Annotated in this window: 21 protein-coding genes and 1 pseudogene; 15 read left to right on the top strand and 7 right to left on the bottom strand. The window is 72.8% G+C overall.

The genetic code is table 11. The features are described 5' to 3' along the window. Positions 1-110: 110 nt before the first annotated feature. From R7226_RS02325 to R7226_RS02335, 3 genes are all read left to right on the top strand, one after another. Complete coding sequence (locus R7226_RS02325) at positions 111-1,673, top strand: class I adenylate-forming enzyme family protein (RefSeq protein WP_318595417.1); 1,563 nt, start codon at positions 111-113, stop codon at positions 1,671-1,673. Between the two features lie 64 nt (positions 1,674-1,737). Next, positions 1,738-2,757 (top strand): hypothetical protein, encoded by a 1,020-nt coding sequence (locus R7226_RS02330; protein ID WP_318595418.1) that lies wholly within the window; start codon positions 1,738-1,740, stop codon positions 2,755-2,757. Between the two features lie 152 nt (positions 2,758-2,909). Further along, a complete protein-coding gene (locus R7226_RS02335; protein ID WP_318595419.1) occupies positions 2,910-3,698 on the top strand; it encodes an IclR family transcriptional regulator in 789 nt (262 codons plus the stop codon). A gap of 5 nt (positions 3,699-3,703) precedes the next feature. Here R7226_RS02335 and R7226_RS02340 read toward each other — a convergent pair whose 3' ends face one another. From R7226_RS02340 to R7226_RS02350, 3 genes are all read right to left on the bottom strand, one after another. After that, complete coding sequence (locus R7226_RS02340; RefSeq protein WP_318595420.1) at positions 3,704-4,798, bottom strand: phosphotransferase family protein; 1,095 nt, start codon at positions 4,796-4,798, stop codon at positions 3,704-3,706. A 1-nt stretch (position 4,799) separates the two neighbouring features. After that, on the bottom strand, positions 4,800-6,500 hold the full coding sequence (locus R7226_RS02345) for a class I adenylate-forming enzyme family protein (RefSeq protein ID WP_318595421.1): 1,701 nt from the start codon (positions 6,498-6,500) through the stop codon (positions 4,800-4,802). A gap of 93 nt (positions 6,501-6,593) precedes the next feature. Beyond that, positions 6,594-7,610 (bottom strand): MBL fold metallo-hydrolase, encoded by a 1,017-nt coding sequence (locus tag R7226_RS02350; protein WP_318595422.1) that lies wholly within the window; start codon positions 7,608-7,610, stop codon positions 6,594-6,596. A 16-nt stretch (positions 7,611-7,626) separates the two neighbouring features. Between R7226_RS02350 and R7226_RS02355 the strand changes: the two genes are divergently transcribed. The 3 genes from R7226_RS02355 to R7226_RS02365 are packed head-to-tail and all read left to right on the top strand — an operon-like array spanning position 7,627 to position 9,957. Further along, positions 7,627-8,766 carry a CaiB/BaiF CoA transferase family protein gene (locus R7226_RS02355; RefSeq protein WP_318595423.1) on the top strand — a complete coding sequence of 380 codons (1,140 nt, stop codon included), beginning with the start codon at positions 7,627-7,629 and terminating at the stop codon, positions 8,764-8,766. After that, a complete protein-coding gene (locus R7226_RS02360) occupies positions 8,747-9,169 on the top strand; it encodes a hypothetical protein (RefSeq protein ID WP_318595424.1) in 423 nt (140 codons plus the stop codon). The genes R7226_RS02355 and R7226_RS02360 overlap by 20 nt, the downstream gene beginning before the upstream one ends. Then, entirely contained in the window at positions 9,166-9,957 is a 792-nt protein-coding gene (locus tag R7226_RS02365) for an enoyl-CoA hydratase/isomerase family protein (RefSeq protein ID WP_318595425.1), read from the top strand. Before R7226_RS02360 ends, R7226_RS02365 begins: the two co-directional genes overlap by 4 nt. A 15-nt stretch (positions 9,958-9,972) precedes the next feature. Here the strand turns inward: R7226_RS02365 and R7226_RS02370 are convergent, their stop codons facing one another. Continuing rightward, positions 9,973-10,611, bottom strand: a complete 639-nt coding sequence (locus R7226_RS02370) for a TetR/AcrR family transcriptional regulator (protein WP_318595426.1) — start codon at positions 10,609-10,611, stop codon at positions 9,973-9,975. A 12-nt stretch (positions 10,612-10,623) separates the two neighbouring features. Further along, the gene (locus R7226_RS02375) at positions 10,624-11,784 is read right to left on the bottom strand and encodes an acyl-CoA dehydrogenase family protein (RefSeq protein ID WP_318595427.1); all 1,161 of its coding nucleotides are present in this window, start codon (positions 11,782-11,784) and stop codon (positions 10,624-10,626) included. A 68-nt stretch (positions 11,785-11,852) separates the two neighbouring features. Here R7226_RS02375 and R7226_RS02380 point away from each other — a divergent pair, with 68 nt between their 5' ends. The 5 genes from R7226_RS02380 to R7226_RS02400 all read left to right on the top strand — a co-directional run bounded on the left by R7226_RS02380 (position 11,853) and on the right by R7226_RS02400 (position 17,764). Then, the gene (locus R7226_RS02380; RefSeq protein WP_318595428.1) at positions 11,853-13,388 is read left to right on the top strand and encodes a 3-hydroxyacyl-CoA dehydrogenase NAD-binding domain-containing protein; all 1,536 of its coding nucleotides are present in this window, start codon (positions 11,853-11,855) and stop codon (positions 13,386-13,388) included. Positions 13,389-13,874: 486 nt separating this feature from the next. Next, on the top strand, positions 13,875-14,243 hold the full coding sequence (locus tag R7226_RS02385; RefSeq protein ID WP_318595429.1) for a SpoIIAA family protein: 369 nt from the start codon (positions 13,875-13,877) through the stop codon (positions 14,241-14,243). A 376-nt stretch (positions 14,244-14,619) separates the two neighbouring features. Beyond that, positions 14,620-16,857: a DUF11 domain-containing protein gene (locus R7226_RS02390; RefSeq protein WP_318595430.1), complete on the top strand. Its 2,238-nt coding sequence runs from the start codon at positions 14,620-14,622 to the stop codon at positions 16,855-16,857. Between the two features lie 361 nt (positions 16,858-17,218). Beyond that, positions 17,219-17,470, top strand: a complete 252-nt coding sequence (locus tag R7226_RS02395) for a hypothetical protein (RefSeq protein WP_318595431.1) — start codon at positions 17,219-17,221, stop codon at positions 17,468-17,470. Positions 17,471-17,473: 3 nt separating this feature from the next. Next, the gene (locus R7226_RS02400) at positions 17,474-17,764 is read left to right on the top strand and encodes a type II toxin-antitoxin system RelE/ParE family toxin (protein ID WP_318595432.1); all 291 of its coding nucleotides are present in this window, start codon (positions 17,474-17,476) and stop codon (positions 17,762-17,764) included. A 198-nt stretch (positions 17,765-17,962) separates the two neighbouring features. Here the strand turns inward: R7226_RS02400 and R7226_RS31680 are convergent. After that, positions 17,963-18,897: pseudogene (locus R7226_RS31680) on the bottom strand (aminoglycoside phosphotransferase family protein). Positions 18,898-19,135: 238 nt separating this feature from the next. Here R7226_RS31680 and R7226_RS02415 point away from each other — a divergent pair. Then, positions 19,136-20,389, top strand: coding sequence for a serine hydrolase domain-containing protein (locus tag R7226_RS02415; protein WP_318595435.1), 1,254 nt, complete (start codon positions 19,136-19,138; stop codon positions 20,387-20,389). Here R7226_RS02415 and R7226_RS02420 read toward each other — a convergent pair. After that, the gene (locus R7226_RS02420) at positions 20,376-21,176 is read right to left on the bottom strand and encodes an enoyl-CoA hydratase-related protein (protein ID WP_318595436.1); all 801 of its coding nucleotides are present in this window, start codon (positions 21,174-21,176) and stop codon (positions 20,376-20,378) included. The genes R7226_RS02415 and R7226_RS02420 overlap by 14 nt on opposite strands. Positions 21,177-21,222: 46 nt before the next feature. Here R7226_RS02420 and R7226_RS02425 point away from each other — a divergent pair, with 46 nt between their 5' ends. Genes R7226_RS02425 through R7226_RS02435 form a run of 3 tightly spaced genes read left to right on the top strand, consistent with a single transcriptional unit; the run spans position 21,223 to position 24,550 of the window. Continuing rightward, on the top strand, positions 21,223-22,587 hold the full coding sequence (locus tag R7226_RS02425) for an OB-fold domain-containing protein (RefSeq protein ID WP_318595437.1): 1,365 nt from the start codon (positions 21,223-21,225) through the stop codon (positions 22,585-22,587). Then, on the top strand, positions 22,587-23,783 hold the full coding sequence (locus tag R7226_RS02430) for an acetyl-CoA acetyltransferase (protein ID WP_318595438.1): 1,197 nt from the start codon (positions 22,587-22,589) through the stop codon (positions 23,781-23,783). The genes R7226_RS02425 and R7226_RS02430 overlap by 1 nt, the downstream gene beginning before the upstream one ends. Continuing rightward, positions 23,780-24,550: a crotonase/enoyl-CoA hydratase family protein gene (locus tag R7226_RS02435; protein ID WP_318595439.1), complete on the top strand. Its 771-nt coding sequence runs from the start codon at positions 23,780-23,782 to the stop codon at positions 24,548-24,550. Before R7226_RS02430 ends, R7226_RS02435 begins: the two co-directional genes overlap by 4 nt. Positions 24,551-24,568 lie beyond the last annotated feature (18 nt).

The raw sequence follows: 24,568 nt of genomic DNA on the forward strand, positions 1-24,568 counted from the left end.
GGGACATCAGCGTCGCGATCATCGCGCCGCGAGCGTCGTCGCTCTCCGCGCGTCCAGCAGTCTCGGACCGTACTCCTGCGACCCGCGGCCGGCACGGCACGCTGCGCGACATGGACTTCGCGCACCTCATTCGTCAAGCGGCCCGGCACCATCGCGAGAACGTCGCGGTCGTGCACGGCGACCGCGAGCAGACCTACACCGAGCTGTTCGAACGCGCCAGCCGCCTCGCCAACGCCCTGCGCGGGCTCGGGCTGGCGCAGGGCGACCGCGTCGCGCTGCTGACGCCGAACGGCTTCGAGACGATCGAACAGCTCGCCGGCGTGGCGCTCGGCGGCTACGTGCGATCGGGGCTCTACACGCACCAGACGGGCGAGCTGAACGCCTACATGATGGATCTGGTCGACGCGCGCGCCCTGCTCGTCCACGCCGACCACGTCGAGGAGATCGAGCCGCACCTCGGCGCGCTCACCCAGTTGGAGCACGTGCTGGTGTTCGGCGGCGACGCGCGCGGCCACCTCGCCTACGAGCGGGTGCTCGCCGACGCCGCGCCGGACGATCCGCAGGTCGAGCTGCGGCCCGGCGACGGGCACGTCGTGCGCTTCTCGGCCGGCACGACCGGGCGCCCGAAGGGGATCTACCACACCAACGCCGCCTGGATGAACGTCGAGAACGAGTGGCGCCTCGGGCTGCCGCAGCTCGACGACCGCGACCGCTACCTGGCGGCCGGGCCGCTGACCCACCTCGCGATCATCTGCGTCTGGCCGATCCTGCAGGCCGGCGGGCGCGTCGTCGTGATGGAGGCGTTCGACCCCGGCCGGGCGCTGGAGCTGATCGAGCGCGAGCGGATCAGCTTCGCCGTCGTCGTCCCGACGATGATCCAGGCGCTGCTCGACGATCCCGACGTCGACCGCCGCGACCTCTCCAGCCTTCGCTGCCTGCACTACGCGGCCTCGCCGATCTCCGAGCGCACCGCGATCCGCGCGCTGGAGCGGTTCGGCCCGATCCTCGTGCAGATGTACGCGCAGAGCGAGGCGATCCCCGCGACGATGCTGCACGCGCACCAGCACCTGCCGCAGGGGAGCGAGCGCGAACGGCGCTGGCTGCGCTCGATCGGACGGCCGACGCCGAACACGATCATCACCGTCGTCGACGACGCCGGCCGCGCGTTGCCGGCCGGCGAGGTCGGCGAGATCGCGATCAGCTCGCCGGGGCGGATGACGGAGATCTGGAAGGACCCGGCCGCGACCGCCGAGCGGCTGCTGCCCGACGGCAGCGTGCTCACGCGCGACATGGGCTACATGGACGAGGAGGGCTTCGTCTACCTCTCCGACCGCAAGGAGGACCTGATCATCTCCGGCGGCTACAACATCTGGCCGGCCGAGCTGGAGCGCGCGATCGCGACGCACGCGGCCGTCAGGGAGGTCTGCGTCGTCGGCGTCCCGCACGAGCGCTGGGGGGAGACGCCGAAGGCGGTCGTGGTGCTGGAGGAGGGCGCGTCGCTGAGCGCCGCTGAGGTGATCGAGCTGACGCGCGAGCAGGTCGGCTCGGTCAAGAAGGTGACGTCGGTCGAGTTCGCCGGCGAGCTGCCGAAGTCCGGCGTCGGGAAGGTCCTGCGGCGCGAGGTCCGCGCGCCGTTCTGGCCCGACGTCGCCCGGCACGTGAGCGGCGCGTGAAAACCCTTCCGCGACTGACGGACGCGCGTTGCGACGGGGCGGCGCGCGGGGAGACGGTGCTGTGATGACGACACTGACCGCGACAGACGACCTGCTCGTCGGCGAGGCCCCCGACGAGAGCGGCGAGCGCTTCTTCGACCGCTTCTACTTCAACCTGCACGACCCGGCCGCCCCGACGCCGCTGATCATGCTCGGCGCCGGCTCCTACCCCAACCGCGGGGTGGTCGACGGCTACCTGATCCGGGTCGACCGGGAGCAGCGCAACGTGCGCTTCTCCGATGAGAGCGACCGGCTGCCGGCGACCGGCGTCGGCCCGCTCTCCTGGGAGATCGTCGAGCCGCTGCGCGCCTGGCGGCTGGTCGTCGGAGAGAACCCCGCCGGCTTCGAGCTGGACGTGATCTGGCGCGCTCGCACGAACCCGTGGGAGACCGAGCGGATCCATCTGGAGGACGGCCGCGGCGGCGTCAGCGACTTCGGTCACTTCTTCCAGTCGGGCACGTACGAGGGGACGCTGCTGCTCGACGGCGAACGGATCGACGTCGGCGGCTGGCGCGGCCAGCGCGACCGCTCGCGCGGCGTGCGGCTCGTCTCCGAGGGCGGCGGGATCCACCTCTGGATCCAGGCGCAGTTCGCCGACTGCTCGGTCGCGGTCCTCTTCAACCTCGACCGTGACAACGAGGTCACCCACTGCGACGGCGCCGTGCTCGGCACCGACGGCGTCGACGATCCGATCGTCGCGGGCGTTCACGCGCTCGAGCTCGACGCCGGCCTCGACTGCCCGCGCGGCACGCTCGTCTTCACGACGGCCTCAGGGCGCACGCTGCGGCTCGACGTCGACGGGACGGCCGGCGGCGGCTTCCTCTCGGGCGGCGGCTACGGCGGCTGGCACGGCAAGCCCCGCGGCCGCGGGGTGGTCGAGCACGAGACGTGGCCGCTGGACGGGAGCGTCACGCCGCGGGCGCTCGACACGCCGATGGTCGACCGGCCGGCCCGCTTCGTGCTCGACGGCGCCGTCGAGGGCGTCGGCGTCTTCGAGTTCGCCGTCACGCGCAGCGCGAGATACGTCTACCGGCCGTCGCTCTGAGCGAGAGGGCGCCAGGGGAGCCCTCGCAAAAAATTGACATGCTGACCGGACATACTGTCTGATACGATGGTCGCCCGCGGAACGGCAGCCTGGAGAGTTGCCGTTCCGGCAGCGAGGCGTCGAGGCCCGCGCCGGAGGAGAGGAGAGAGTCGATGCTCAACACCGTCGCCCGGGTCGGCAAGGTTCTGAAGCTGTTCACCACCGAACGTCCGGAGTGGGGGGTGACAGAGGTCGCCTCCGCGCTCTCGCTGCCGAAGTCCAACGCCCACGACATGCTCGCCAGCCTCGCCGGCATCGGTCTGCTCGAACGGCTTCCAGGCGGTCGCTACCGGCTCGGCTGGCGTCTACTGGCGATGAGCCGCAACCTCGTCGAGACCGACGGCTTCCAACGGCAGGCCGACGCCGTCACGCAGCTGATGGCGCGCCGGCTCGGTCAGGCGGCCAGCGTCGCGACCTGGGACGGGCGCCGGCTCGTCTGCGTCGCCGCGAGCGGGCATCCCGCCGGGGTCGAGGGGCCCGAGCGCGCCCCGGGCGTGCGGCTGCCCGGCCATTCGACCGCGCTCGGCAAGATGCTGCTCGCGCACCGCTCCTGGGACGAGGTGCAGGAGCGCGCGACCGTCGACGGCCTGCCGGCGTTCACGGAGGCGACGGTCGGAAGGGTCGGCGACCTGCGCGCCCAGCTCGACCTCGCCCTGCGCGACGGAGTCGCCTTCGACTACGAGGAGAACCAGCGCGGCGTCTGCTGCGTCGCCGCGCCGGTGCGCGACGCGAGCGCGCGCGTGATCGCCGCGCTCAGCGTCTCGATGCCGCCCGGCGTGCTGCGCCAGGCCGAGCCGCAGTACGCCCGCGCGGTGACGGTCGCGGCGCACCGGCTCTCGGAGCTGCTCGCCGCGCCGGCCGCCGCCGACGGCGAGGACCGGCTCACGGCGCTGGCCTCCTGACGCCGTCAGGTCGTGAGCGCCGCGGTCAGGGCGCGGTCGGCGAGCTCCGGCACGCCGACCGCGAGCTCGCGCACGAAGGCGTCCTCGGCCGCGCCGGTCAGCGCCCGCTCGCGCAGCGTCTCGAGCCCGATCGCCGCGCGCCACAGCGCCAGCGCCGTGTACCAGCTGAGGCCGGAGATCGGCCGCCCCGACAGCTCGGCGTAGCGCGCGGCCAGCTCGGCGCGCGACGGGAAGCCGGCGGGCGCGACGGCGCCGGCCATCGTCAGCAGCGTGCCGGCGGGGTCGTCGGACTCCGGCCAGGTCGTCAGCATCCACGCGAGGTCGCACAGTGGATCGCCGATCGACGCGATCTCCCAGTCGAGCACGGCCCGCAGCCGCGCGGGCCCCGCCGGGGCGAAGACGACGTTGCCGAGGCGGTAGTCGCCGTGCACGAGCGTCGGCGCCGACGACGGCTCCGGGCGATGCGAGCGCAGCCAGCCGGTCACCTCGTCGAGCACCGGCACGTCGCGCGTCCGGTGGCGCTCCCAGATCCCCGTCCAGCGCCGTAGATGGCGCTCGAGGAAGTCGTCGGAGCGCCCGATCGCGTGCAGCCCGCTGCTGGCGAGGTCGATCGCGTGCAGCTCGACGAGCGCGTCGACCAGCTCGCGCGCGACGGTGTCGCGGCCGTCGGCGTCGTCGAGTCCGATCGGCAGCGTCGAGGTGATGACGCTGCCCGCGACCTCCTCCATCACGTAGAAGGGGACGCCGATCACGGCGGGATCGACGCAGGTGAGCAGGACCCGCGGCGCGCGTGCCGCCGTCGGCTCCAGCAGCTCCAGCAGGCGCGCCTCGCGCAGGACGTTGCGGGTCGCCCGTTCAGAGCGCCGGCGCGGCGGCCGACGCAGGATCGCGCGCGCGTCGCCGCGGCGGATGACGAGCGTCACGTTGGACTCGCCCTCGCCGACCAGCTCCGCCTCGACCGGGCCGGCGCCGATCCCGTGACGGTCGAGCAGCGCCTCCAGCGGCCGGCGCACGAGCAGCGGCGGGCGCGCGAGCGCCGCGGCCTCGCGGTGCGTGTCGACCGCCAGGGCGGGCGCTGCTGTCGGCTCGTGCGGGCGCACGTCAGGTCGCCACGTGCTCCAGCAGCTCCTGCGCCTGGCGCACGAGGCGGAACTTCTGGACCTTGCCCGTCGGCGTCATCGGCAGCTCGTCGGAGCGGGCGAAGAGCACGTGCTTGGGCACCTTGAAGCGCGCGAGGCTGTCCTTGCAGAGGGCGATCACCTCCTGCTCGGTGACCGTCGAGCCGGGGGCGCGGACGATCCAGACGAGGCCGATCTCGCCCCAGCGGTCGTCGGGCACGCCGATCGCGAACGCCTGGCTGATGCCGTCATGGGCGCACAGCAGCTCCTCGATCTCCTTCGGCATCACCAGCTCGCCGCCGCTCTTGTAGAGCTCCTTGCTGCGGCCGGTCACCTGCACGTACCCCTCCGGCGTGATCCGCCCGAGGTCGCCGGAGTGGACCCAGCTGTCGCGCAGCGTCTGCGCCGTCTCCTCGGGCTTGCCCCAGAAGGCGATCATCATCGTCGGCCCGCGCGAGATCAGCTCGCCCTCCTCGCCCTCGGGCAGGCGGGCGCCGCTGGCCGGATCGGCGACGGCGTACTCGACCAGGTCGCCGCCGCGCGCGGGCAGCCCGGCGGCGCCGGCGAGCTTCGGCCGCCCGACCGTCGTGACGTGGCGCTCGATCGGGTCCTCGGGCAGCGTCAGCGTCATCGCCCCGCCGCACTCGGTCATCCCGTAGCCGGTGACCATCTCGGTCACGCCGAGGTCGTCGCGGCAGCGCTCGTAGAGCCAGGCCGGCGCGGGAGCCGCGCCGGAGAGCATCGCGTCGAGTGAGGAGAGGTCGCGCGTTCGGCGGTCGGGATGCTCCAGCAGCGCGACCGTCATCGTCGGCACGCACAGCATGTCGTCGGCGCGGTGCTGCTCGATCGCGCGCAGGTACTCGCCCGGATCGAATCTCGTCTGCATGATCACGGCGCCGCCGACGAGCATCGTCGACAGCAGCCCCTCGACGTACCCGAACATGTGGTAACAGGGCAGGGAGAAGAGGACCCGGCGACCATCCTGGTAGGCACGCGTGAGCGCGCTTCCGTATGCCGTCCGCTGGACCGCGTCGTGCGTCACGAGGACGCCCTTCGGGCTGCCGGTCGTGCCGGAGGTGTAGAGCATGTCGCCGACGTCGTCCGGCTTGCGGCGGCCGGCGGCGCTGGCACCGGCGTTGGCGTCGCCGAGCCGCGCGAGGTCGTCGAGCGTCATCGCGCCGTCGCGTTCGCGACCGTCGGTCGAGAGCGCGATCACGTGTCTGAGGTCCGGCAGCGCGTCGCAGCCGCCGTGGTCCCAGCCGGGCGCGATCTCGTCGAGCATCGCGAGGTAGTCCATCCCGTCGAAGCCCGTCATCGTGATCAGCACCGAGCACTGCGACTGGCGCAGGACGTAGGCCAGCTCCTCCTGCCGGTAGCGGAAGTTGAGCGGCACGCTGATCGCGCCCGTCCGCGCGGCGGCGAACTTCGCCGGCACGAACTCGGGGAAGTTGGTCATCAGGATGCCGACGCGATGCTCGGGGCCGATGCCGAGGGCGGCGAGCCCGTCGGCGAGCCGGACGGAGAGGTCGCGCACCTCGCGGTAGGTCCAGGTGACGTCGTCGGTGACGACCAGGGGCCGGTCCGCGAACTCCTCCGCGCAGACGTCGAGGCGCTCGTCGAGCGCCATCGCCGTCCACGGCGAGAAGCGGGTCTCCAACTGCTGGCGGCGCGCGTCGATCTCCATGGGGTCCTCGGGTCGGGGAGCGGTTCGCGCCAGGCTCCCAACCGCCGTGCCCGATGGCACAGCGCGTCCGAACATTATGGACGGGCAGTCTGCTCAGATTCGCTGGAAGCGGATCACGGCGCCCGAACGGTCCTCCGCGACGACGCCGTCGGCGATCAGCAGCCCGAGGTGGCCGAGCACCTCCGACAGCGTCAGGAATGCCTGCGTGATCGCGATCGGCCCCCAGCGGGCCGTCGCCAGCTCGTGCGCGGACAGCGGCCGCTCGGCGAGCAGGTCGTGGAAGTGGGCGGCGCGGCGCTCCTGCGCCAGCAGCCGCTCGGCGATCAGCTCGCGATGGCCGGTCACCGGGCCGCCGTGGCCGCCGAGGCCCAGCTCGAACGGCAGCTCGCGCGTCGCCTGCAGCGAGGCGCGGTACTGCAGCAGCGGCTCTGGGCGGCGGCCGTCCCACTCGCCGAGCGGCCGCGTGATGACGGCGTTCGAGGAGACCCCGCTGAGCAGGTGGTCGCCGGTCAGCGCGATCTCCCGCTCGGCGTCGAGCAGCACGATGTCGGAGGGGGAGTGGCCGGGCCGGTGCAGGACCGTGAAGGTGCGGTCGCGCAGCGCGAGCTGCTCGCCGTCACGCAGCGGGCGGTGGACGGGCGCCGAGCAGCCGTAGCCGCGCACGACGTCGGCGACGGCGCGCAGCGCGTCGGCGACGTGCGGCTCGACGCCGTGGTCGAGCATCAGGCGGCGCGCGTCGTCGTCGTCGAGCACGCCGTGCTCGTCCCATCTGCGCAGCACCGGGGCGAGCGCGTCGAGGCAGGCGACCTCGACGTCGGTGCGCTCGGCGATCGCGCGGGCGAGGCCGGTGTGGTCGATGTGCTGGTGCGTCACGACGACCAGCTCGAGGTCGGCGAGCGTGTGGCCGCGCTCGGCCAGCAGGCGCTCGAGCAGCCCGAGCCCGGTCGCGACGTTGGGCCCGCAGTCGACCAGCGTCAGCGGGTCGTCCTCGACGAGATAGGTGTTGACCGGCCCGACGCCGAACGGCGTCGGGAGCACGAGCGGATGGATGCCCGCGTCGGCGGCGAAGGCGTACGCCTCGGCTGTGGATGATACGTTCTGTCCGGACACGATGTCTGAGGAGACTATGACACAGGCAGGCCCGTTGACCGGCGTGCGCGTCGTCGAGATCGGCGCGATCGGACCCGGCCCGTTCGCGGCGATGCTGCTCGCCGACATGGGCGCCGACGTCGTGCGGCTCGAACGGCCCGGCTCGGCCGGGCTCGGCAGCGGCGCGTGGAACCTCACCAACCGCAACCGCCGCTCGGTCGGGATCGACCTGAAGGCCGACGGCGCGGCGGAGCTGGTGCTGCGGCTGTGCGCGGGCGCCGACGCGCTGATCGAGGGCTTCCGGCCCGGCGTGATGGAGCGCCTCGGGCTCGGCCCCGACGTGGTGCTCGCGCGCAGCCCGAAGCTCGTCTACGGACGGATGACCGGCTACGGCCAGGACGGGCCGTTGAGCCAGGTCGCCGGCCACGACGTCAACTACATCGCGATCGCCGGCGCGCTCGGCGCGATGCGCCGCGGCGGCGAGCGCCCGCTGCCGCCGCTGAACCTCGTCGGCGACTACGGCGGCGGCGCGATGTTCCTCGCCTTCGGGCTGCTGTGCGGGATCGTCGAGGCGCGCGGCTCCGGCCGCGGGCAGGTCGTCGACGCCGCGATGGTCGACGGCACGGCCGTGCTGACCACGATCGTCCACGCGCTGCGAGCCGGCGGCCAATGGCCCGGACCGCCGGGGACGAACCTGCTCGACTCCGGCGCGCACTTCTACGAGGTCTACGCGACGGCCGACGGCGAGCACGTCGCGGTCGGCGCGATCGAGCCGCAGTTCTACGCGCGCCTGCTGGAGCTGCTCGACCTCCCCGCCGACGAGCTGCCGCAGTTCGACCGCGCGCGCTGGCCGCTGTTCAAGCAGCGGATCGCCGCGGCGATCGCCACCCGCACGCGCGCCGAATGGGCCGAGCTGCTGGAGGGGGAGGAGGCCTGCGCGACCGCCGTCTACCGGCCCGAGGAGGCGCCGGCCCATCCGCACAACGTCGCGCGCGGCACCTTCACCGAGTTCGAGGGCGTGCTGCAGCCGGCGCCCGCGCCGCGCTTCAGCCGCACGCCGGGCACGCTGCGCACGCCGCCGCGCGATCCCGGCGCCGACACCGACGACGCGTTGACCGACTGGGGAGTGGACCGTGACGAGATCGAGCGTCTCCGCGATGCCGGCGTCGTCAGCTGAGACGCTGCAGCGCGCCGTCGCGCGGCTCTACGGCGCGCTCGGCGCCGGAGACGGCGACGGCGTCCTGGCGCTGCTCGACCCGGGCTTCGAGGGTCGCATCGCCGACGGCATGCCCGCCGGAGCGGGGCTGCATCGCGGGGCCGAGGCGATGCTGCGCGACGGCTGGTGGGCGATCGGGCGCGCCTTCAAGGTGATAGCCGAGCCGGAGGGCTGGATCGCGTGCGCCGACGGGCGACTGCTGGTCGCCGGCACCTACCGCGGCGTCGCGCGCGGCACCAGCGCCCAGGTCAACGCGCGCTTCGCCCATCTCTGGAGCGGCGGCGCGGCCGGCCTGACCGCGCTCGAGCAGTGGACCGACACGGCGCTGTGGTGCGCCGCGCTGAACGAGAGGGATCCCGCATGAGCGCCTCCGGCGTCGTCAGCCTTCGCTTCGAGGAGGGGCTCGCGCGCCTCCGCCTCGCGCGGCCCGAGGCGCACAACGCGATCGACCGCGCGATGGCCTACGAGCTGCTCGACGCCGCCTCGGCCTGCGCGGCGCGCCCCGGGCTGCGCGCGGTGCTGATCGAAGCGGACGGGCCGAGCTTCACCGTCGGCGGCGACCTGCGCCACCTCCACGGCGTCGGCGACGACCTCCCGGCCGAGCTGCAGCGGATGATCTCGCGTTACCACGCCGCGCTCGCGCAGCTCGGCGCGCTCGAGGTCCCGGTCGTCACGGCGGTCCAAGGCGCGGCGGCCGGCGGCGGACTGGGGCTGCTGTGGTGCGCCGACGTCGTGATCGCGGCCGACGACGCGCGGCTGGCCTCCGGCTTCGCCAAGCTCGGGATGAGCGGTGACGGCGGCAGCTCGTGGGCGGTCACGCGGCTCGCCGGCGCACGCCGGGCGTGGGAGTTCCTCGTCGACGGGCGGGTGCTGAGCGCGGCCGAGGCGGCCGAGTGGGGACTCGTCAGCCGCGTCGTCCCGGCGGCCGGCCTCGCCGCGGAGTCCGAGCGGACCGCGCGGCGGCTGGCCGACGGGCCGACGCGCGCCTACGCCCATCTGCGCCGGCTGATCGCCGCCGCGAGCGGCAGCTCGTGGGCCGAGCAGCTCGACGCCGAGCGGCAGGTGATGGCGGAGCTGGCGCTGACCGACGATGTGCGCGACGGGATCGCCGCGTTCCTCGCGCGGCGCGCACCCACGTTCAACGGGCGCTGACCGCGGCGTCCGCGTCTACGCGCCGGCGCGGACCGGCGCGTAGAGCGTGTTCCAGACGATCGCCGTGTAGGCGTCGACCTGGGTGCGCAGCTGGGCCGGTCTGAGGCCGCGCAGGAAGACGTGGAAGGCGCGCTCGGCCATCCACGTGAGCCACTGCGCGGTCTCCGCCGCCGGCAGCTCCGGATCGATGAAGCCGGCCGCCTGGCCCTGGCGGATGTGCTTGCGCAGGCTGGCGATGTTCGCGCCCATCATCGCCGTGACCAGCTCGCGGACGCTCGGGTCGTACTCGGCGGCGTCGTAGGTCGCGGCCATCAGCGGGGCATGCGGGTGGTAGACCTCGACCACTCTCGCGAGCGCCGCGCGCAGGTCCGCGCGCGAGGAGTCGCCGTCGATCTCCCACCAGCCCGCGACGGCCTCGGCGATCTCCGCCTCGATCTCGCCGAACCAAGCGCGCAGCAGGTCGCCCTTGTCCTCGAAGTAGACGTAGTACGTCGAGCGCGACATGCCGGCCTCTTGGACCATCCGCTCGACGCTGATCTCGGTGAAGCTCTCGCCGTCGGCCAACAGGCGCTGGACGACGTCGAGGAGGCGGTCGCGGATGACCTCGCGCCGGGCGGCGCGTCTGCTCTGGGGCCTGCGGGTCGCGGACGGCATCGCCGCGACAGTCTAAAGACCGTACGTCTTGCCGATCACATCAAGCATGATCTCGTCGGCGCCGGCGCCGATGCGGTAGAGCCGCAGGTCGCGCATGATCCGCTCGACCGGGTACTCGCTCATGTAGCCCGCGCCGCCGTAGATCTGCACGCACTCGTCGGCGACCATCCAGGCGACCTGGGACGCTTTGAGCTTGCTCATCGAGATCTCGCGCACGTTGTACCTGCCGGCGGCGTAGTCGGCCGCGGTCGCGTAGATCAGGCGTCGCGTCGCCTCCAGTTCCATCGCCATGCGCGCGAACTTGTGGCGGATCGCCTGGTGCTTGCCGAGCGGGCGGCCGAACGTCCGCCGCTCGAGCGCGTAGGCGAGCGTGAGGTCGAAGGCGCGCTGAGCGTACGCGAGGCAGCCGGCCGCGGCGATCGCGCGCTCGGCCTGCAGCTCCCACATGATCTGCTGGAAGCCGCGGCCGACCTCGCCGAGCACGGCCTCGGGGCCGACGCGCACGTCCTGCAGCGCGATCAACGCGGTGTCGGAGGCGTGCATCCCCATCTTGTGCAGCGGCTTCTCCAGCACCACCCCGGGCGTGTCCATCGGGATGAGGAAGGTCGTGAAGCCGTCGTAGCCGGCGTCGGGATCGGTCTTGACGACGGTCAGCATCATGCCCGCGCGGTGGCCGTTGGTGATGTAGGTCTTGGCGCCGTTGATCACCCAGTCGTCGCCGTCGCGGACCGCGCGCGTCGTGATCGCGGAGACGTCGGAGCCGGCGTCGGGCTCGGTGATCCCGAGCGCGAAGATCGTCTCGCCCGCGATCCCGGCCGGCAGCCAGCGCTGCTTCTGCTGCTCGGTCCCGAACTCCAGCAGCGGCGGCATCACCATGTCGGTGTGGACCGAGAGTCCCATCAGCAGCCCGCCGGAGCCGCCGCGGGCGATCTCCTCGGCGAGCACGATGTTCGTGAAGTAGTCGCCGCCCTGGCCGCCGTACTGCTCCGGCATCGAGAGGCCGAGGAAGCCCAGCTCGCCCATCCGCCGCACGATCGCGTCGGGATAGGTCGTCTCCTCCCAGCCGGCGGTGTGCGGCGCGATCTCGCGCTCGACGAACGAGCGGATCGACTCGCGCAGCTGGTGGTGGACGTCGCTGAAGATCGACGTCGAGGGATGCTCGAGGGTGCTCATCGATCGATCGTACATGATGTCCGGACAGTCTGATCGAGCATGATGACCGATGCGATACCGTCGCCGCCATGGCTATCCCGAGAACGATCGGCGTCGTGGGCGCCGGCACGATGGGCGCCGGCATCGCCCAGCTCGCAGCGCAGGCCGGTGCCCGCACGCTCCTCCACGATCCCGTCCCGCAGGCGCTCGAACGCGGCCTGGCGACCGTCGCCGCCGGCCTCGACCGGCAGGTCTCCAGAGGCCGGCTGAGCGCCGCCGACGCGGCGGCGATCCGCGCGCGGGTCGAGCCGGCGGCCGCGCTGGAGCAGCTCGCGCCGTGCGGGCTCGTGATCGAGGCGGCGCCCGAGCGGCTCGACCTCAAGCTCGACCTGTTCGAGCGGCTCGCGGAGATCGCCGCGCCCGACTGCGTCTTCGCGACCAACACCTCGTCGTTGTCGGTCGCCGAGATCGCCGCCGGGGTGCCGCGGCCCGCGCGCGTCGTGGGCCTGCACTTCTTCAACCCGGCGCCGGTGATGAAGCTCGCGGAGGTCGTGCCCGGCGTCGCGACCGCGCCGGAGGTCGTCGCGACGGCGCGCGCGCTCGGCGAGGCGATGGGCAAGCGCGTGATCGACGCCGCCGACGTCGCCGGCTTCCTCGTCAACCGCGTCAACCGCCCCTTCTTCCTCGAGGCGCTGCGGGTCGTGCAGGATGGCCAGGCGACGGTCGAGCAGGTCGACCGGATCGTGCGGATGGGCGGCGGCTTCCGCATGGGCCCGTTCGAGCTGATGGACCTGATCGGGATCGAGACCAACCATGCGGTCGCGGAGGGCTTCTACCGTCAGACGCTGGAGCCGCGCTACCGGCCCTCGCCGCTCGCGGCGCGGATGGTCGCGGCCGGGCGCCTTGGTCGCAAGACGGGGCAGGGCTGGTATCGCTACGACGGCGGCGGGTCTGGGCGCCCGGCCGATCCCGAGCCGCCCGCTGCCGGTGGCGGCGGCGGGCGTTCGCTGACGATCGCGGGCGAGGGCCCGGCGCTCGACGCGCTGCGCGAGGCCGCGCGCGGCGCCGGCTGGGACGTGGGCGAGCACGCCGAGCCGTATCTGGCGATCGGCGACACGGCGCGTGGCAGCGACGGCGGAGTCGGCGGTACGGCCGGGCCGCGCGCGCTCTTCCTCGCCGGCGCCTCGCTGCACCTCACTGACCCGCGGGCCGCCGGCATCCACCTGCTCGCGCCGTTCGAGGGCGCGCGGCTCGTCGAGCTGACGCGCACGCCGCGCACCGACCCGCTCGCCGCCGAGCGGACGGAGGAGCTGGTGCGCACGCTCGGCCGCGTGCCCGAATGGGTCGGCGACGGCCCGGGCCTCGTGCTCGGCCGGATCGTCGCCCAGCTCGTCAACGAGGCCGCCTTCCTGATCGGCGAGGGCAACGGCACGCCCGCCGACGTCGACGCCGGCATGGAGCTGGGCGTCAACCACCCGCGCGGCCCGGTCGCGTGGTCCGCCGCGCTGGGGCTGCCGCACGTGCTGGCGATCCTCGATGGGCTCTGGAGCGAGCTGCGCGAGGAGCGCTACCGCGCGGCGCCGCTGCTGGGCCGGCGGGCGGCGCTCGGAGACGGGCTCGACTGAGGCGGGAGTCGCACCTCGGCCGGCCGCGAGTGGCCGGCCGGGCTGGCGGGCGGGCTCACAACCTGAAGTCGCGGGTTCGAATTCCGCCTTGTAGACGGACCTGCGACGCGGGTGTGCGCTTCGGTCTGCTTCTCGTCGCGGCCGGACGCGACGATTGTCAGCTTGGCGTTGGCATTGCAACGTGTGCTTCGATGATGGCCCGGCTTGCGGAGCCCGCCCGCCGTCCCTGGTGGCAGGAATACCGCGAGCGCCACGGCGAGCCCTGCGTCCCCGTGCCGGATCGAAGGCGGATAAGCCCCGCACGGGAAGAGCCGCCTTCGCGTGACGCCACATGCGCAAGGGATCCAGGTGATCTCGTGTCGGACGGGGTTGGGCGATTGACGATCGTGTTCGTGGGCTCCGTGCGCTCCCGCTTGGCGGGCGGTTTGCGGTCCGTGAGATGCTCGATCGCAACTCGGAGTATTGGAGGAGCGCATGCTGCGACGGATGGACGACATGCCGGCTGGCACGATCGGCTTCCAGGCGATCGGCGAGGTCGAGGACGATGATTGGGAGGATGTCGTCGAGCCACTGTTGCGGCGGCGGATCGCTGAGGGCGAGACGGTTCGGCTTCTCTATCTCCTTGGGCCGGAAGCGACTGAGGTAGAGAGCGACGCCATCTGGGCTGACGCTGGCTTCCGGGCCGGTCATGCCGGAGCGTTCGAGCGCGTGGCGATCGTGGCCGACGAGTCGTGGGTCAAGCCGGCGATCAAGGCCTGGTCGGTCCTCATGCCCGGCAAGGCACGGGCCTTCGCGGTCCACGATCTGCCTGCTGCCAAGTCGTGGCTGGCGGACGAGCACGAGAGAGCAGTTTGAGGCAATCCGACGCCGTCCACATGGTCCGATGCTGGAGGCGGGACTGCCCAGGCTCCAGCGGCGGCCCTCCTCGGCGAGCCGGGTGCGCGCACCTCGGCGGCGGTGGTGGATGCGCCCTTGGCGCTGGCGTTGTTCGCCGTCGACCTGATGCTCATCAACGGCCTCGCCGTCCACGGCGGCCCAGTGACCAGAAGGTCTGAACTGCGGGCCATTGCACTAAAAATCCTACCTACTTTCGAGGTGCGGGTTGCGCCTCACGTTCGCGACAACTACTTGAGTGGGTAAAAGCCGACCGGAAGGCGGACGTTCGGCGTGGGTGCTGTCGTGAACGGAGGCGCGGATGGGGGCGGTTGGACGGTGGGGGACGTTTGGCATCGTGTTGGGGATCACGACCGTGCTGCTGGCAGGTGGCGTGCCGGCGGGCGCGCAGCAGATCTCGCAGGACGAGCCGGACGGCAGAGGGACCGACGTGTTCGTGACGCTCGCGGCGCGGGAGTGTCACGAGTACGCCGACATCCGCGCGAACCTCGCGCGCAACAACATCATGGAGTCGCTGAGAGACCTCGGCGAGGACACGCTCTACAGCTCCGGCGATCAGGTCGATCCGCGCACCGAGCAGCAGGGGCAGCCGGACTGCCGGCCGCTGGTCGGCTGGAGCTTCACCTTCGGCTCCAGCTACCAGACCAGAGCGGTGACGGGCGTCTGGGGCGCGCTGTCGAAGGTCTTGAACCCGGACGCGACGAGAGTCGTCACGCACGGGACGGTGCCGGCGCGCGACTACCAGGGCGAGCGGGTGCAGGGCAGACACATCGACGGCGCGACGACGATCGAGCTGAGCAGCGACCAGGTCTCGCGCGCCGGTCGCAACGCGCTCTGGCTGCAGGGCGGTGAGCCGGAGGATCCGGTCCTCTACCAGGATCCGAGATTCGCGGGCAGATATGGCTTCGGTGCGCTGCGCTGCGCGATCGACGACCTCAACGGCGACAACGTCGAGACGGTCCAGTTCCCCTCCGGCGTGCGGCACGTCTTCTGTTACGCCTACTACGTCACGCCGCCGCCGAGCAGCGGCACGATCGTGATCCGCAAGCAGGTCGAGGGCGAGAACGCGACGAGCGAGACGTTCGGCTTCGGCGGCAACGTCTCCTACAACCCGGACGGCGCCTTCGAACTGACCGCCGGCCCCGGCGCGCCGGCGAGCGAGACCTTCTACCGCGCCGAGACCGGGCTGGGCGAGGCGCCGTGGACGGTCAACGAGCAGGTGCCCGCCGGCTGGTTGCTGACGAGAATCGACTGCACCTCGGCGGCGAGCACGGTCACGACCGATCTCGCCGCCGGGAGCGCCGCGATCGCACTCGCGGCAGGTGACACCGTCACGTGCACTTACGTCAACCGGCCGAGACCGACGAGAGCGGTCGTGATCGTGCGCAAGGTCACCGAGGGCGGCACTGGCAGATTCCGCCTGACGCTGCGCGACGCGGACGGCGACGCGGTCGCGACACGCAGGCTCCGCACGACGCTCGAAGGGGTTGCTGCGGCCGGCGACCCGATCACGGTCGAGCCCGGCAGATACCACCTGACCGAGCGGCTGCCGCGCAGCCGGCTCGGCATCTGGAGACGCATCGGCGCCACCTGCAACGCGCAGGACTTCGGTGCCGAGAGAGACATCGTCGGCGTCGTCACCGAGGCGAGCGGGACGGTCTGCACGATCGTCAACCGGCTCGAGAAGCCGGGCCGGATCACCCTCAGAAAGGTCACCTACGGTGGCACCGGCACGGCCGCGTTCGTCGTCTCCCCGCTCGCCGACGCGACCGTCCAACGGCGCCAGCGCGCGACGACGGCCAGAACAGGCACGGTCGTCCGCGCCCGCGGCCAGTCGCTGCGCCAGCTGCCGTTCGGTCGCTACACGATCCAGGAGTCGAACGCGACGCCGCAGGACGACGGCGACTGGAAGCTGCTCGCGGTCATCTGCGACGGCCGCTTGACGCCGTTCGAGCAGGGTCGCGCGGTCGTGCGGCTGACACCCGCGGATCCGGCCGTCGACTGCCGCTTCGTCAACGTCCGCACGCTGCCGCCAGGCCCCGACCCAGGCCCCGACCCAGGCCCAGGCCCCGACCCAGGCCCAGGCCCAGGCCCAGACCCCGATCCGTACGATCCGCCCGGTCCCGATCCGGTTCCCGGCGGCGACGCGCCGGACGTGACGGTCGTCAAGCGGCTCGTCTCCACGACGCCCGGTGCGACGCCGATCGACACGTGGCGGATCACGGTCGCCAACGACGGCAGAGCATCGGCCGGGAACGTCGTCGTCGGCGACCAGACTCTCGGCGCGGCCACGTTCCTGAGAGCGCGCGCCGCCGCCGGCGACTGCAGAGTCGACCAGCGCGTTCTGTACTGCTCAATCGACGGTCTGCGGCCGGGTGCGACGACGACGGTCACCGTGCAGGTCCGCCGCGATGGCCTGGGCAGCTGGACCAACGTCGCGGCGGTCGGTTCCGGCACCCCCGACGCGGACGTCGCCGACAACATCGCGCAGGTGCATGTGAGAGGGATCAGCCGCTCTGAGATCGGCCCGTGCGCGACGACCGCGGGCGAAGCGACCGCGAGAGCGGCCTGCTGACAGGCCGTCGCCGTAGAAGAGCGCGATGATCGCGATTCGCCGCCAGGGACCTGGGTCCCCTGGCCGTGGCTCCACGCCACCTCAGGGCAGTCCCCGCACCTCGACCATCCGGTATCCCCGGTCGGGGATATGCGTCAAGAACCCGCCCCCGCATTACATCGAAGGCCCCTGCGAAAACCGGGCCTTCGGCGTTTGTGGGTCGATCTTGGCAGCTCGGTCCGGCGGCGGGAGTACCAGCCGGGAGTGCCACTCGCCACGTCAGTGAGTCGGCTGGCATGCGGCGGAGTCGTCGTGGTGCGGCACCCTGGGCGCGCCGATCCACCCTGTACGAGGCGTAACGGGGCGTGTACCCTTGGGGCACATGGCTAGCCGGATCAACGTCTCGCTCGATCCCGAGTACTCCGAGAAGCTGTCGCAGCTCGCTGCGCGGATGCACGTGCAGGAGGGGACGCTCGCCAAGTCGCTCCTCTCGACCGCGTTGGACGGCGCTGACCCTGACGCAGCGCACATCGTCCGGCTGCTCGACGGCATTCCCGGCGCCTACGAGCGCGCGCAAGAGGGGATCGAACAGGCTCGCCGCGGCGAAGGCGTCTCGCTCGACGACCTCGCGTAGCCGTTGCCGCGCGTCATCGTCACCCCGCGCGCGGTCGCGGATCTGGCCGAGCTGACCGAAGTGCTCGGATTGCCCGCGAACGCGCTGCGGCGGGTGCAGGCCTCTCTGCGCATCCTGGAGCGCTTCCCTCTCGCCGGGCGAGCGCTGGCCGGGCGCTGGCAGGGGACACGGTTTCTGATCGGCCCGTGGCCGTGGCTGATCATCATCTACGTCCATGACGCGGACGACGATGCCGTCTACGTCGTCGCGGCGCACGACGGACGCAGCTCGTCGTCGGCGACCGGATCGCGCTGACGGTCACGTCGGGTGCGTGCCGACCGATCTAAGCGGTCCCGCTGCAGTTGGCGTCGCGCCGCACGCACTTGTCATCCGATAGTCGATCGCGAACGCCTGCGATCCCGGCGATGGCGAGACGCCGGAACGTGCGGTGGCTACGGTCGGTGTGCGTCATCGGCGGCGCGTGGCATTGGGTACCGTCAGCCGTGGGGCCGCCTAGGACAGACGAGGTTCGAGGTCTCCGGCCCTGTGGGTGAGCCGCAGCAGTGCGGCTTCGGCCGGCGGCCCCCATGTCGGCTTTCCGCCCGGGAGTCCCTTGGCGCCGTTGTCGCCGATGATCAGGCAGGCCAGCGCCTTGATGAGAGCCCAGCCCCTGGCACGGCGGAGGGTCGCCGCGTCGGCCGACCCGTAGACCCGATGGAAGCGGTCCATCGCTCGGTCGGACAGCAGCAGCCAGCCGCCGGCGAGGTCGCAGGCGGGATCCCCGGCGCACATGTCGCCGAAGTCGATCACGCCGCAGATCAAGCCATCGATCGTGAGGACGTTGGCCGGGTGGAGATCTCCGTGCAGCCACACCGGCCTGCCCGTCCACACCGGGGCGGCGAGCGCGTCCTTCCAGGCTGCCTGGACCGCGTCAGGATCGGCGATCAAGCCGCGATCAGCGGCTTGGTCCAGAAGGGTCGCGAAGCCGGCCGCATTGTCGGCGAGGGGGCCGCCTCGCCGGTGCCGGCCGGCGGGCGCGTCGGCGGGTGCCGGCCGGTGCAGGGCGCCGAGGAAGGACGCCAGCGCGTCGGCCGCCTCGTCGTCGCGCGTCACGGGGCGCGGTCGGCGGGCTCTCCTGGGACCCACGTCGTCACGATCCAGGGATGGGGGAACGTCTTGGAGGGCTGGCCCAAGCGCTGCGGCACCGGCGTCCGCAGAGGGAGACCCGACGCCACTTGGGGGACCAGCGAGAACTCCTTGAGCAAGAGCTCGCTCGCGTCGTCGGTCGCCCACGGCAGGCGCACCGCGAGCTCCTCCCCGAGCCGCCACAGTTGGTTGTCCCAGCCGACGGCGCCGAACGTCACCGGCAGCTTGGCCAGGTCCGCGTGCTGTTCGCGAAGCAGCGCCATCACCAGATCCGCGGTGATGTCATCGCTGATGTGCGTCATCGGGCCACGCTAGCCGAACGAGCGTCGATGCACTGCCAGATGCGTGTCACGACGTCGCCGACAGGTGCATCCGCGACTCGGGTGCCGGAGGCGCCGGGTGGATCGCTGTTGCGATGGTCGGATTGGTTGCGGCTGCTTGGGACAGGTCGGTCGCGGCAGGCGAGCGGTCGCACCCGGGAAACCTGATGAGCACCGACATGAACGAGCCGGAGAGAGCGATGACGACGGCGGAGAGCCGATGAGGCGCGCGGCCGCGCGCGTGACACTGGCCGTCGCGGCGGCGATCCTGCTCGCGGGCTCCTTCGCGAGCGCCCGCCCTGCCGCGGCCGACGCCTGGCGCGAGCCGGATCGCGTCGACCGCGTGCTCGCGCGCTGGTGGCCGGACGGGGCGAGCGGGACGGTGCTTGTCGCGCCCGGTGACGGCCCCGCCCGCTGCCGCGGCTTCGGCCTCGCCGACCGTGCCGCGCGGATCCCGGCGGGCTGCGACACGGTCTACGACCTGATGTCGATGACGAAGCAGTTCACGGCGGCGGCGGTCGTGAAGCTGGCGAGCGACGGGCGGCTGCGGCTCGACGACCCGATGTCCCGTTACCTCGGGCCGGTCCCGGCCGGCAAGCGGGCGATCACGGTGCGTCACCTGCTCGCGCACGAGGCCGGCCTGCCGGAGGCGCTCGGCGACGACTACGCGCCGCTCACGCGCGAGCGTCTGGTCAGAGCGGCACTGCGCGCGCCGCTGGTCGCCAGACCAGGCAGCGGCTTCCGCTACTCGAACGTCGGCTACAGCCTGCTGGCGGCGATCGTCGAGCGGGTCTCGGGGGCGAGCTACGAGCGCCACCTCGCGCGCGAGCTGTTCGCCCCGGCGGGGATGCACAGCACCGGGTACGTACTGCCGCGCTGGCGCAGCACGCGGGTCGCGGTCGAGTACGACGCGCGCGGCCGCTCGCACGGCCGGCCCTACGACCACCCGTGGATGAGCGACGGGCCGTCGTGGAACCTGCGCGGCAACGGCGGCCTGCTGTCGACGCCGCGCGACGTCCTGCGCTGGCACCGCGCGCTGCGCGGCGAGCGGATCCTCGACCGCGCTGCCAAACGTGAGCTGTTCGCCCCGCGCAATCCGCTCGGCATCCCCGGCTACGATGCCTTCCGGGAGGCGTACGGCTGGACCGTCGGCCCTTTCGACGGCGGCCGTCTCGCGACCCACAGCGGCGGCAACGGCTGGTCCTACGGCGTGATCGCCCGCACGCTCGACGACGGCGGCCTCGTCTTCTGGGTCAGCAACGCCGCCGCCTGGCGCGGCCGCTGGAACCTCGCCGCCGACGCCCGCGCGATGACGCTCGCGCTCGCGACGCCGAACCGCGCCCGCGGCGGGCACCGGGCCCGCCGGCGTCCTGCGTGCGCTGATCCTCGACGGGCCGCTGCTCGCCGACCCGCGTCCGTGGAAGACAGTCACCGTACGTCGCGTCATCTGCGCGCCGCGGTCACGCCCCGATGAAGCGCGGTCGCCGCTTCTCCTTGAACGCGGCGACGCCCTCGGCATAGTCGGCGGTCGTGGCATGGCGCTGCTGGACCTGTGCCTCGCGGGCCAGCAGCGGCTCCAGCTCGGCGCCGAGCGAGGCGTTGACGATCTCCTTCATCGACGCGAGCGCCGTCGTCGGCAGCGCGGCGAGCCGTGCGGCGAGCGTCTCGCCGGCCGCCGCCAGATCGTCGTCGGCGACGACGTCGTTGACGATCCCCCACGTGTGCGCCGTCCGCGCCGGCAGCTTCTCGCCGAGCATCGCCAGCTGCGCCGCGCGCGCCGGTCCGACGCGCGCGACGAGGTGGGGGAGGACGCCGCCGTCCGGCATCACGGCGATGTGGACGAAGGCGAGCAGGAAGGTCGCCGACTCGGCCGCGACGACGAGGTCGCAGGCGAGCGCCAGCGAGACGCCGAGGCCGGCGGCGGCTCCGTGCACTGCGGCGATCGCCGGCTTCGGCATCCGCCGCAGCTCCAGCACGATCGGGTTGTAGATCTGCTCCAGGCGCGTGTGCAGGTCGGGTGAGCCGTCGGGCTCCAGCTCGCGCGGGACCTTCACGTCGGCGCCGGCGCAGAAGGCACGGCCGGCGCCTGTGATCAGCACCGCGCGGACCTGCTCGTCGGCGCTCGCGGCGCGCAGCGCGGCGAGCAGCTCGCGGCCCATCTCGGGCGTCCACGCGTTCAGCGCCTCGGGCCGATGCAGCTCGATCTGCTCGACGCCGCCGACGCGGCGGATGCGGATGTGAGTCGGCTGTACGGTATGCACGGACAGCATGATACGGCGTGTCTGGACACTATGTACGATCGCCGACATGGCTCACGCACTGCTGTCTTACGCCGCCTACGTGCCCCGGCATCGCCTCGGGCGCGCGCAGCTCGCCGCGGCACTCGGGAGCGGCGGCGGCAAGGGCTCCCGCGCGGTGGCGTCCTACGACGAGGACAGCACCACGATGGGCGTCGAGGCGGCGCGCGCAGCGCTGACCGACGGGATCAAGCCGCCCGCGATCCACTTCGCCACGACCGCGCCCGCCTACTTCGACAAGACCAACGCGACGGCGATCCACGCGGCGCTCGACCTCGGCCACGAGGGCTTCGCCGTCGACCTCGCCGGCTCGGTGCGCGGCGCCGTCGGCGCGCTTCGCGGCGCCGCCGCGAGCGGCGGCCTCGCCGTCCTCAGCGACCTGCGCACGGGCCGCCCCGGCTCCGCCGACGAGCGCGACGGCGGCGACGCCGCCGCGGCGTTCCACTTCGGCGAAGGTGAGCCGATCGTCGCGGTCCTCGCCGAGACCTCGACGACGGCGGAGTTCCTCGACCGCTGGCGCACGCCCGGCGACTTCGCGAGCGGGCAGTGGGAGGAGCGCTTCGGCGCCGAGGCGTACGCGCCGCTGATCGACGACGCCGTCACGCGCGCGCTCGCCGCCGCCGGCGTCGAGCAGCCTGACCACGTGATCGTCTCCTCGCCGCACGCCCGCGCCGTCGCGGCGGCGACGAAGCGGTACGCCGGCCGCGTCCCGGAGGAGGCGCCGGCAATCGGGTACGCCGGCACGGCCGATCCCGGCCTCCGCCTCGCGGCGGTGCTCGATCGCGTGCGACCGGGGGAGACGATCCTGCTCGTCGTCGCGGCCGACGGCTGCGACGCGACCGTGCTCGAAGCGCGCCCGGCGATCGAGCGCGCCCGTGCGCCGAAGCCGGTCTCGCAGCTGGTCGCGGGCGGTCGCGACCTGCTCTACGCCACCTACCTGACATGGCGCGGCCTGCTCGACCGCGAGCCGCCGCGGCGCCCCGAGCCGGGCCGTCCCGCCGGGCCGCCGTCGCTGCGCTCCGAGAGCTGGAAGTTCGCCTTCGTCGGGTCGCGCTGCGAGGCCTGCGGCCAGGTCCACGTCCCGCCGCGGCGCGTCTGCGTCAACTGCCGGGCGGTCGACCGGATGGAGCGGGCGGCGCTCTCGCGCCAGCCCGGCACGGTCGCCACGTTCACCGTCGACCGGTTGGCGTTCTCGCCCTCGCCACCGGTGATCGACGCGGTCGTCGACTTCGACGGCGGCGGGCGCTACACGCTCGAGGTCGCCGACGCCTCCCCCGACGAGGTCGAGATCGGCACGCCGGTCGAGCTGGCCTTCCGCCGGCTCTACACGACAGGCGGCGTCCACAACTACTTCTGGAAGGCAACGGTGGCCTGATGGCGAGCAACGGCATCAAGGATCGCGTCGCGATCGTCGGGATGGGCTGCACGACCTTCGGCGAGCACTGGAACAGAGGCGCCGACGACCTGCTCGTCGACGCCGTCGAGCAGTGCTTCGCCGCGACCCCCGCGCTGCCGAAGGAGGAGGTCGACGCCTACTGGCTGGGGACGATGAACTCCGGCCAGTCGGGCACGGTCCTGTCGAAGCCGCTCGGCATCGACTACAAGCCGGTGACGCGCGTGGAGAACATGTGCGCGACCGGCTCGGAGGCGTTCCGCAACGCCTGCTACGCCGTCGCCGCCGGCGCCTACGACCGCGTGATGGCGGTCGGCGTCGAGAAGCTGAAGGACACCGGCTACTCCGGCCTCGTGCGCTCGAACGTCGCCGGCGACGGCACCGCGCCGGAGGAGACGCTGACCGCGCCCGCCGCCTTCTCGCTGCTCGACCCCGCCTACTGCCGCAAGTACGGCGTCGACCCGCGGGCGATGCGCGACGCGATGACGCACGTCGCGTGGAAGAACCACGTCAACGGGGCCAAGAACGAGCGCGCGCAGTTCCGCAAGGAGGTGCCGAAGGAGAAGATCGACGCCGGCGCCGGGCGCGTCGCGGGCCGCCTCGGCGTGATGGACTGCTCGGGCGTCTCCGACGGCGCCGCGTGCGCGCTGATCGTGCGCGCCGAGGACGCGTACAGATACACCGACAGACCGATCTTCGTGAAGGCGCTGTCGGTGATCGCCGGGCCGGCGAGCGGCCCGATCGACCCGGGCTACGACTACACGACCTTCCACGAGGCCGTCGCCTCGGCGAAGGACGCCTACGCGCAGGCCGGCATCACCGATCCGCGTCGCGAGATCTCGCTCGCGGAGGTCCACGACTGCTTCACGCCGACCGAGCTGGTGCTGATGGAGGACATGGGCTTCTCCGAGCGCGGCCAGGCGTGGAGAGACGAGCTGGAAGGCGCGTTCGACCTCGGCGGGCGCCTGCCGGTCAACCCCGACGGCGGGCTGAAGTCGTTCGGGCACCCGGTCGGCGCGAGCGGGCTGCGGATGCTGTTCGAGTGCTGGCTGCAGTTCCGCGGCGAGGCCGGCGAGCGCCAGCTCGACGACCCGCGGCTCGGCCTCACGCACAACCTCGGCGGCCGGCCCGGCACCTGCGTCTCGTTCATCTCGATCGTCGGCGCGCGGCAGGGATGAGCACGCCGCCGCTGCTGACCGAGCGCCGCGGGCCGGTGCTCGTGCTGACGCTCAACCGGCCCGAGGTCCGCAACGCGATCGACATGCCGCTGGCCGAGGCGATCGCCGCCGCGCTCGACGAGCTCGACGGCGACGACGCGCTCAGCGTCGGCGTCCTCACCGGCGCCGGCAGAGGGTTCTGCGCCGGCATGGATCTGAAGCGGTTCGCCGAGACCGGCGAGCGGCCGTGGGTCGGCGACCGCGGCTTCGCCGGGATCGTGCGCCGCGCCTCCGACAAGCCGCTGATCGCCGCGCTGGAGGGCTTCGCCGTCGCCGGCGGCCTGGAGATCGCGCTCGCCTGCGACCTGATCGTCGCCGCGCGCGGGACGAAGCTCGGCATCCCCGAGGCCAAGCGCGGCCTCGTCGCCGCAGGCGGCGGCCTGCGCCGGCTGCCGCGGCTGCTGCCCTCCGCGCTCGCGATGGAGCTGGCGCTGACGGGGAACCTGATCACCGCGGAGCGCGCTCACGAGGTCGGCGCGATCAACCGCCTCGCCGAGCCGGGCGAGGCGCTTGCGCGCGCGCTGGAGCTGGCCGCGGAGATCGGCGCCAACGCGCCGCTGGCGCTCGTCGGCGCGAAGCAGATCCTGCAGCGGCAGTGGTCGTGGGACGAGGCCGAGTTCTGGGAGCGCCAAGCCGAGATCGTCGAGCCGATCGCGAGCTCGGAGGACGCCCGTGAGGGTGCCCGCGCCTTCACCGAGAAGCGCCCGCCGGTCTGGCGGGGGCGCTGACGCAAAGAGACGGGAGAG

The sequence above is a fragment of the Conexibacter stalactiti genome (genome assembly GCF_033542075.1).
GTDB classification, from domain to species: domain Bacteria; phylum Actinomycetota; class Thermoleophilia; order Solirubrobacterales; family Solirubrobacteraceae; genus Conexibacter; species Conexibacter stalactiti.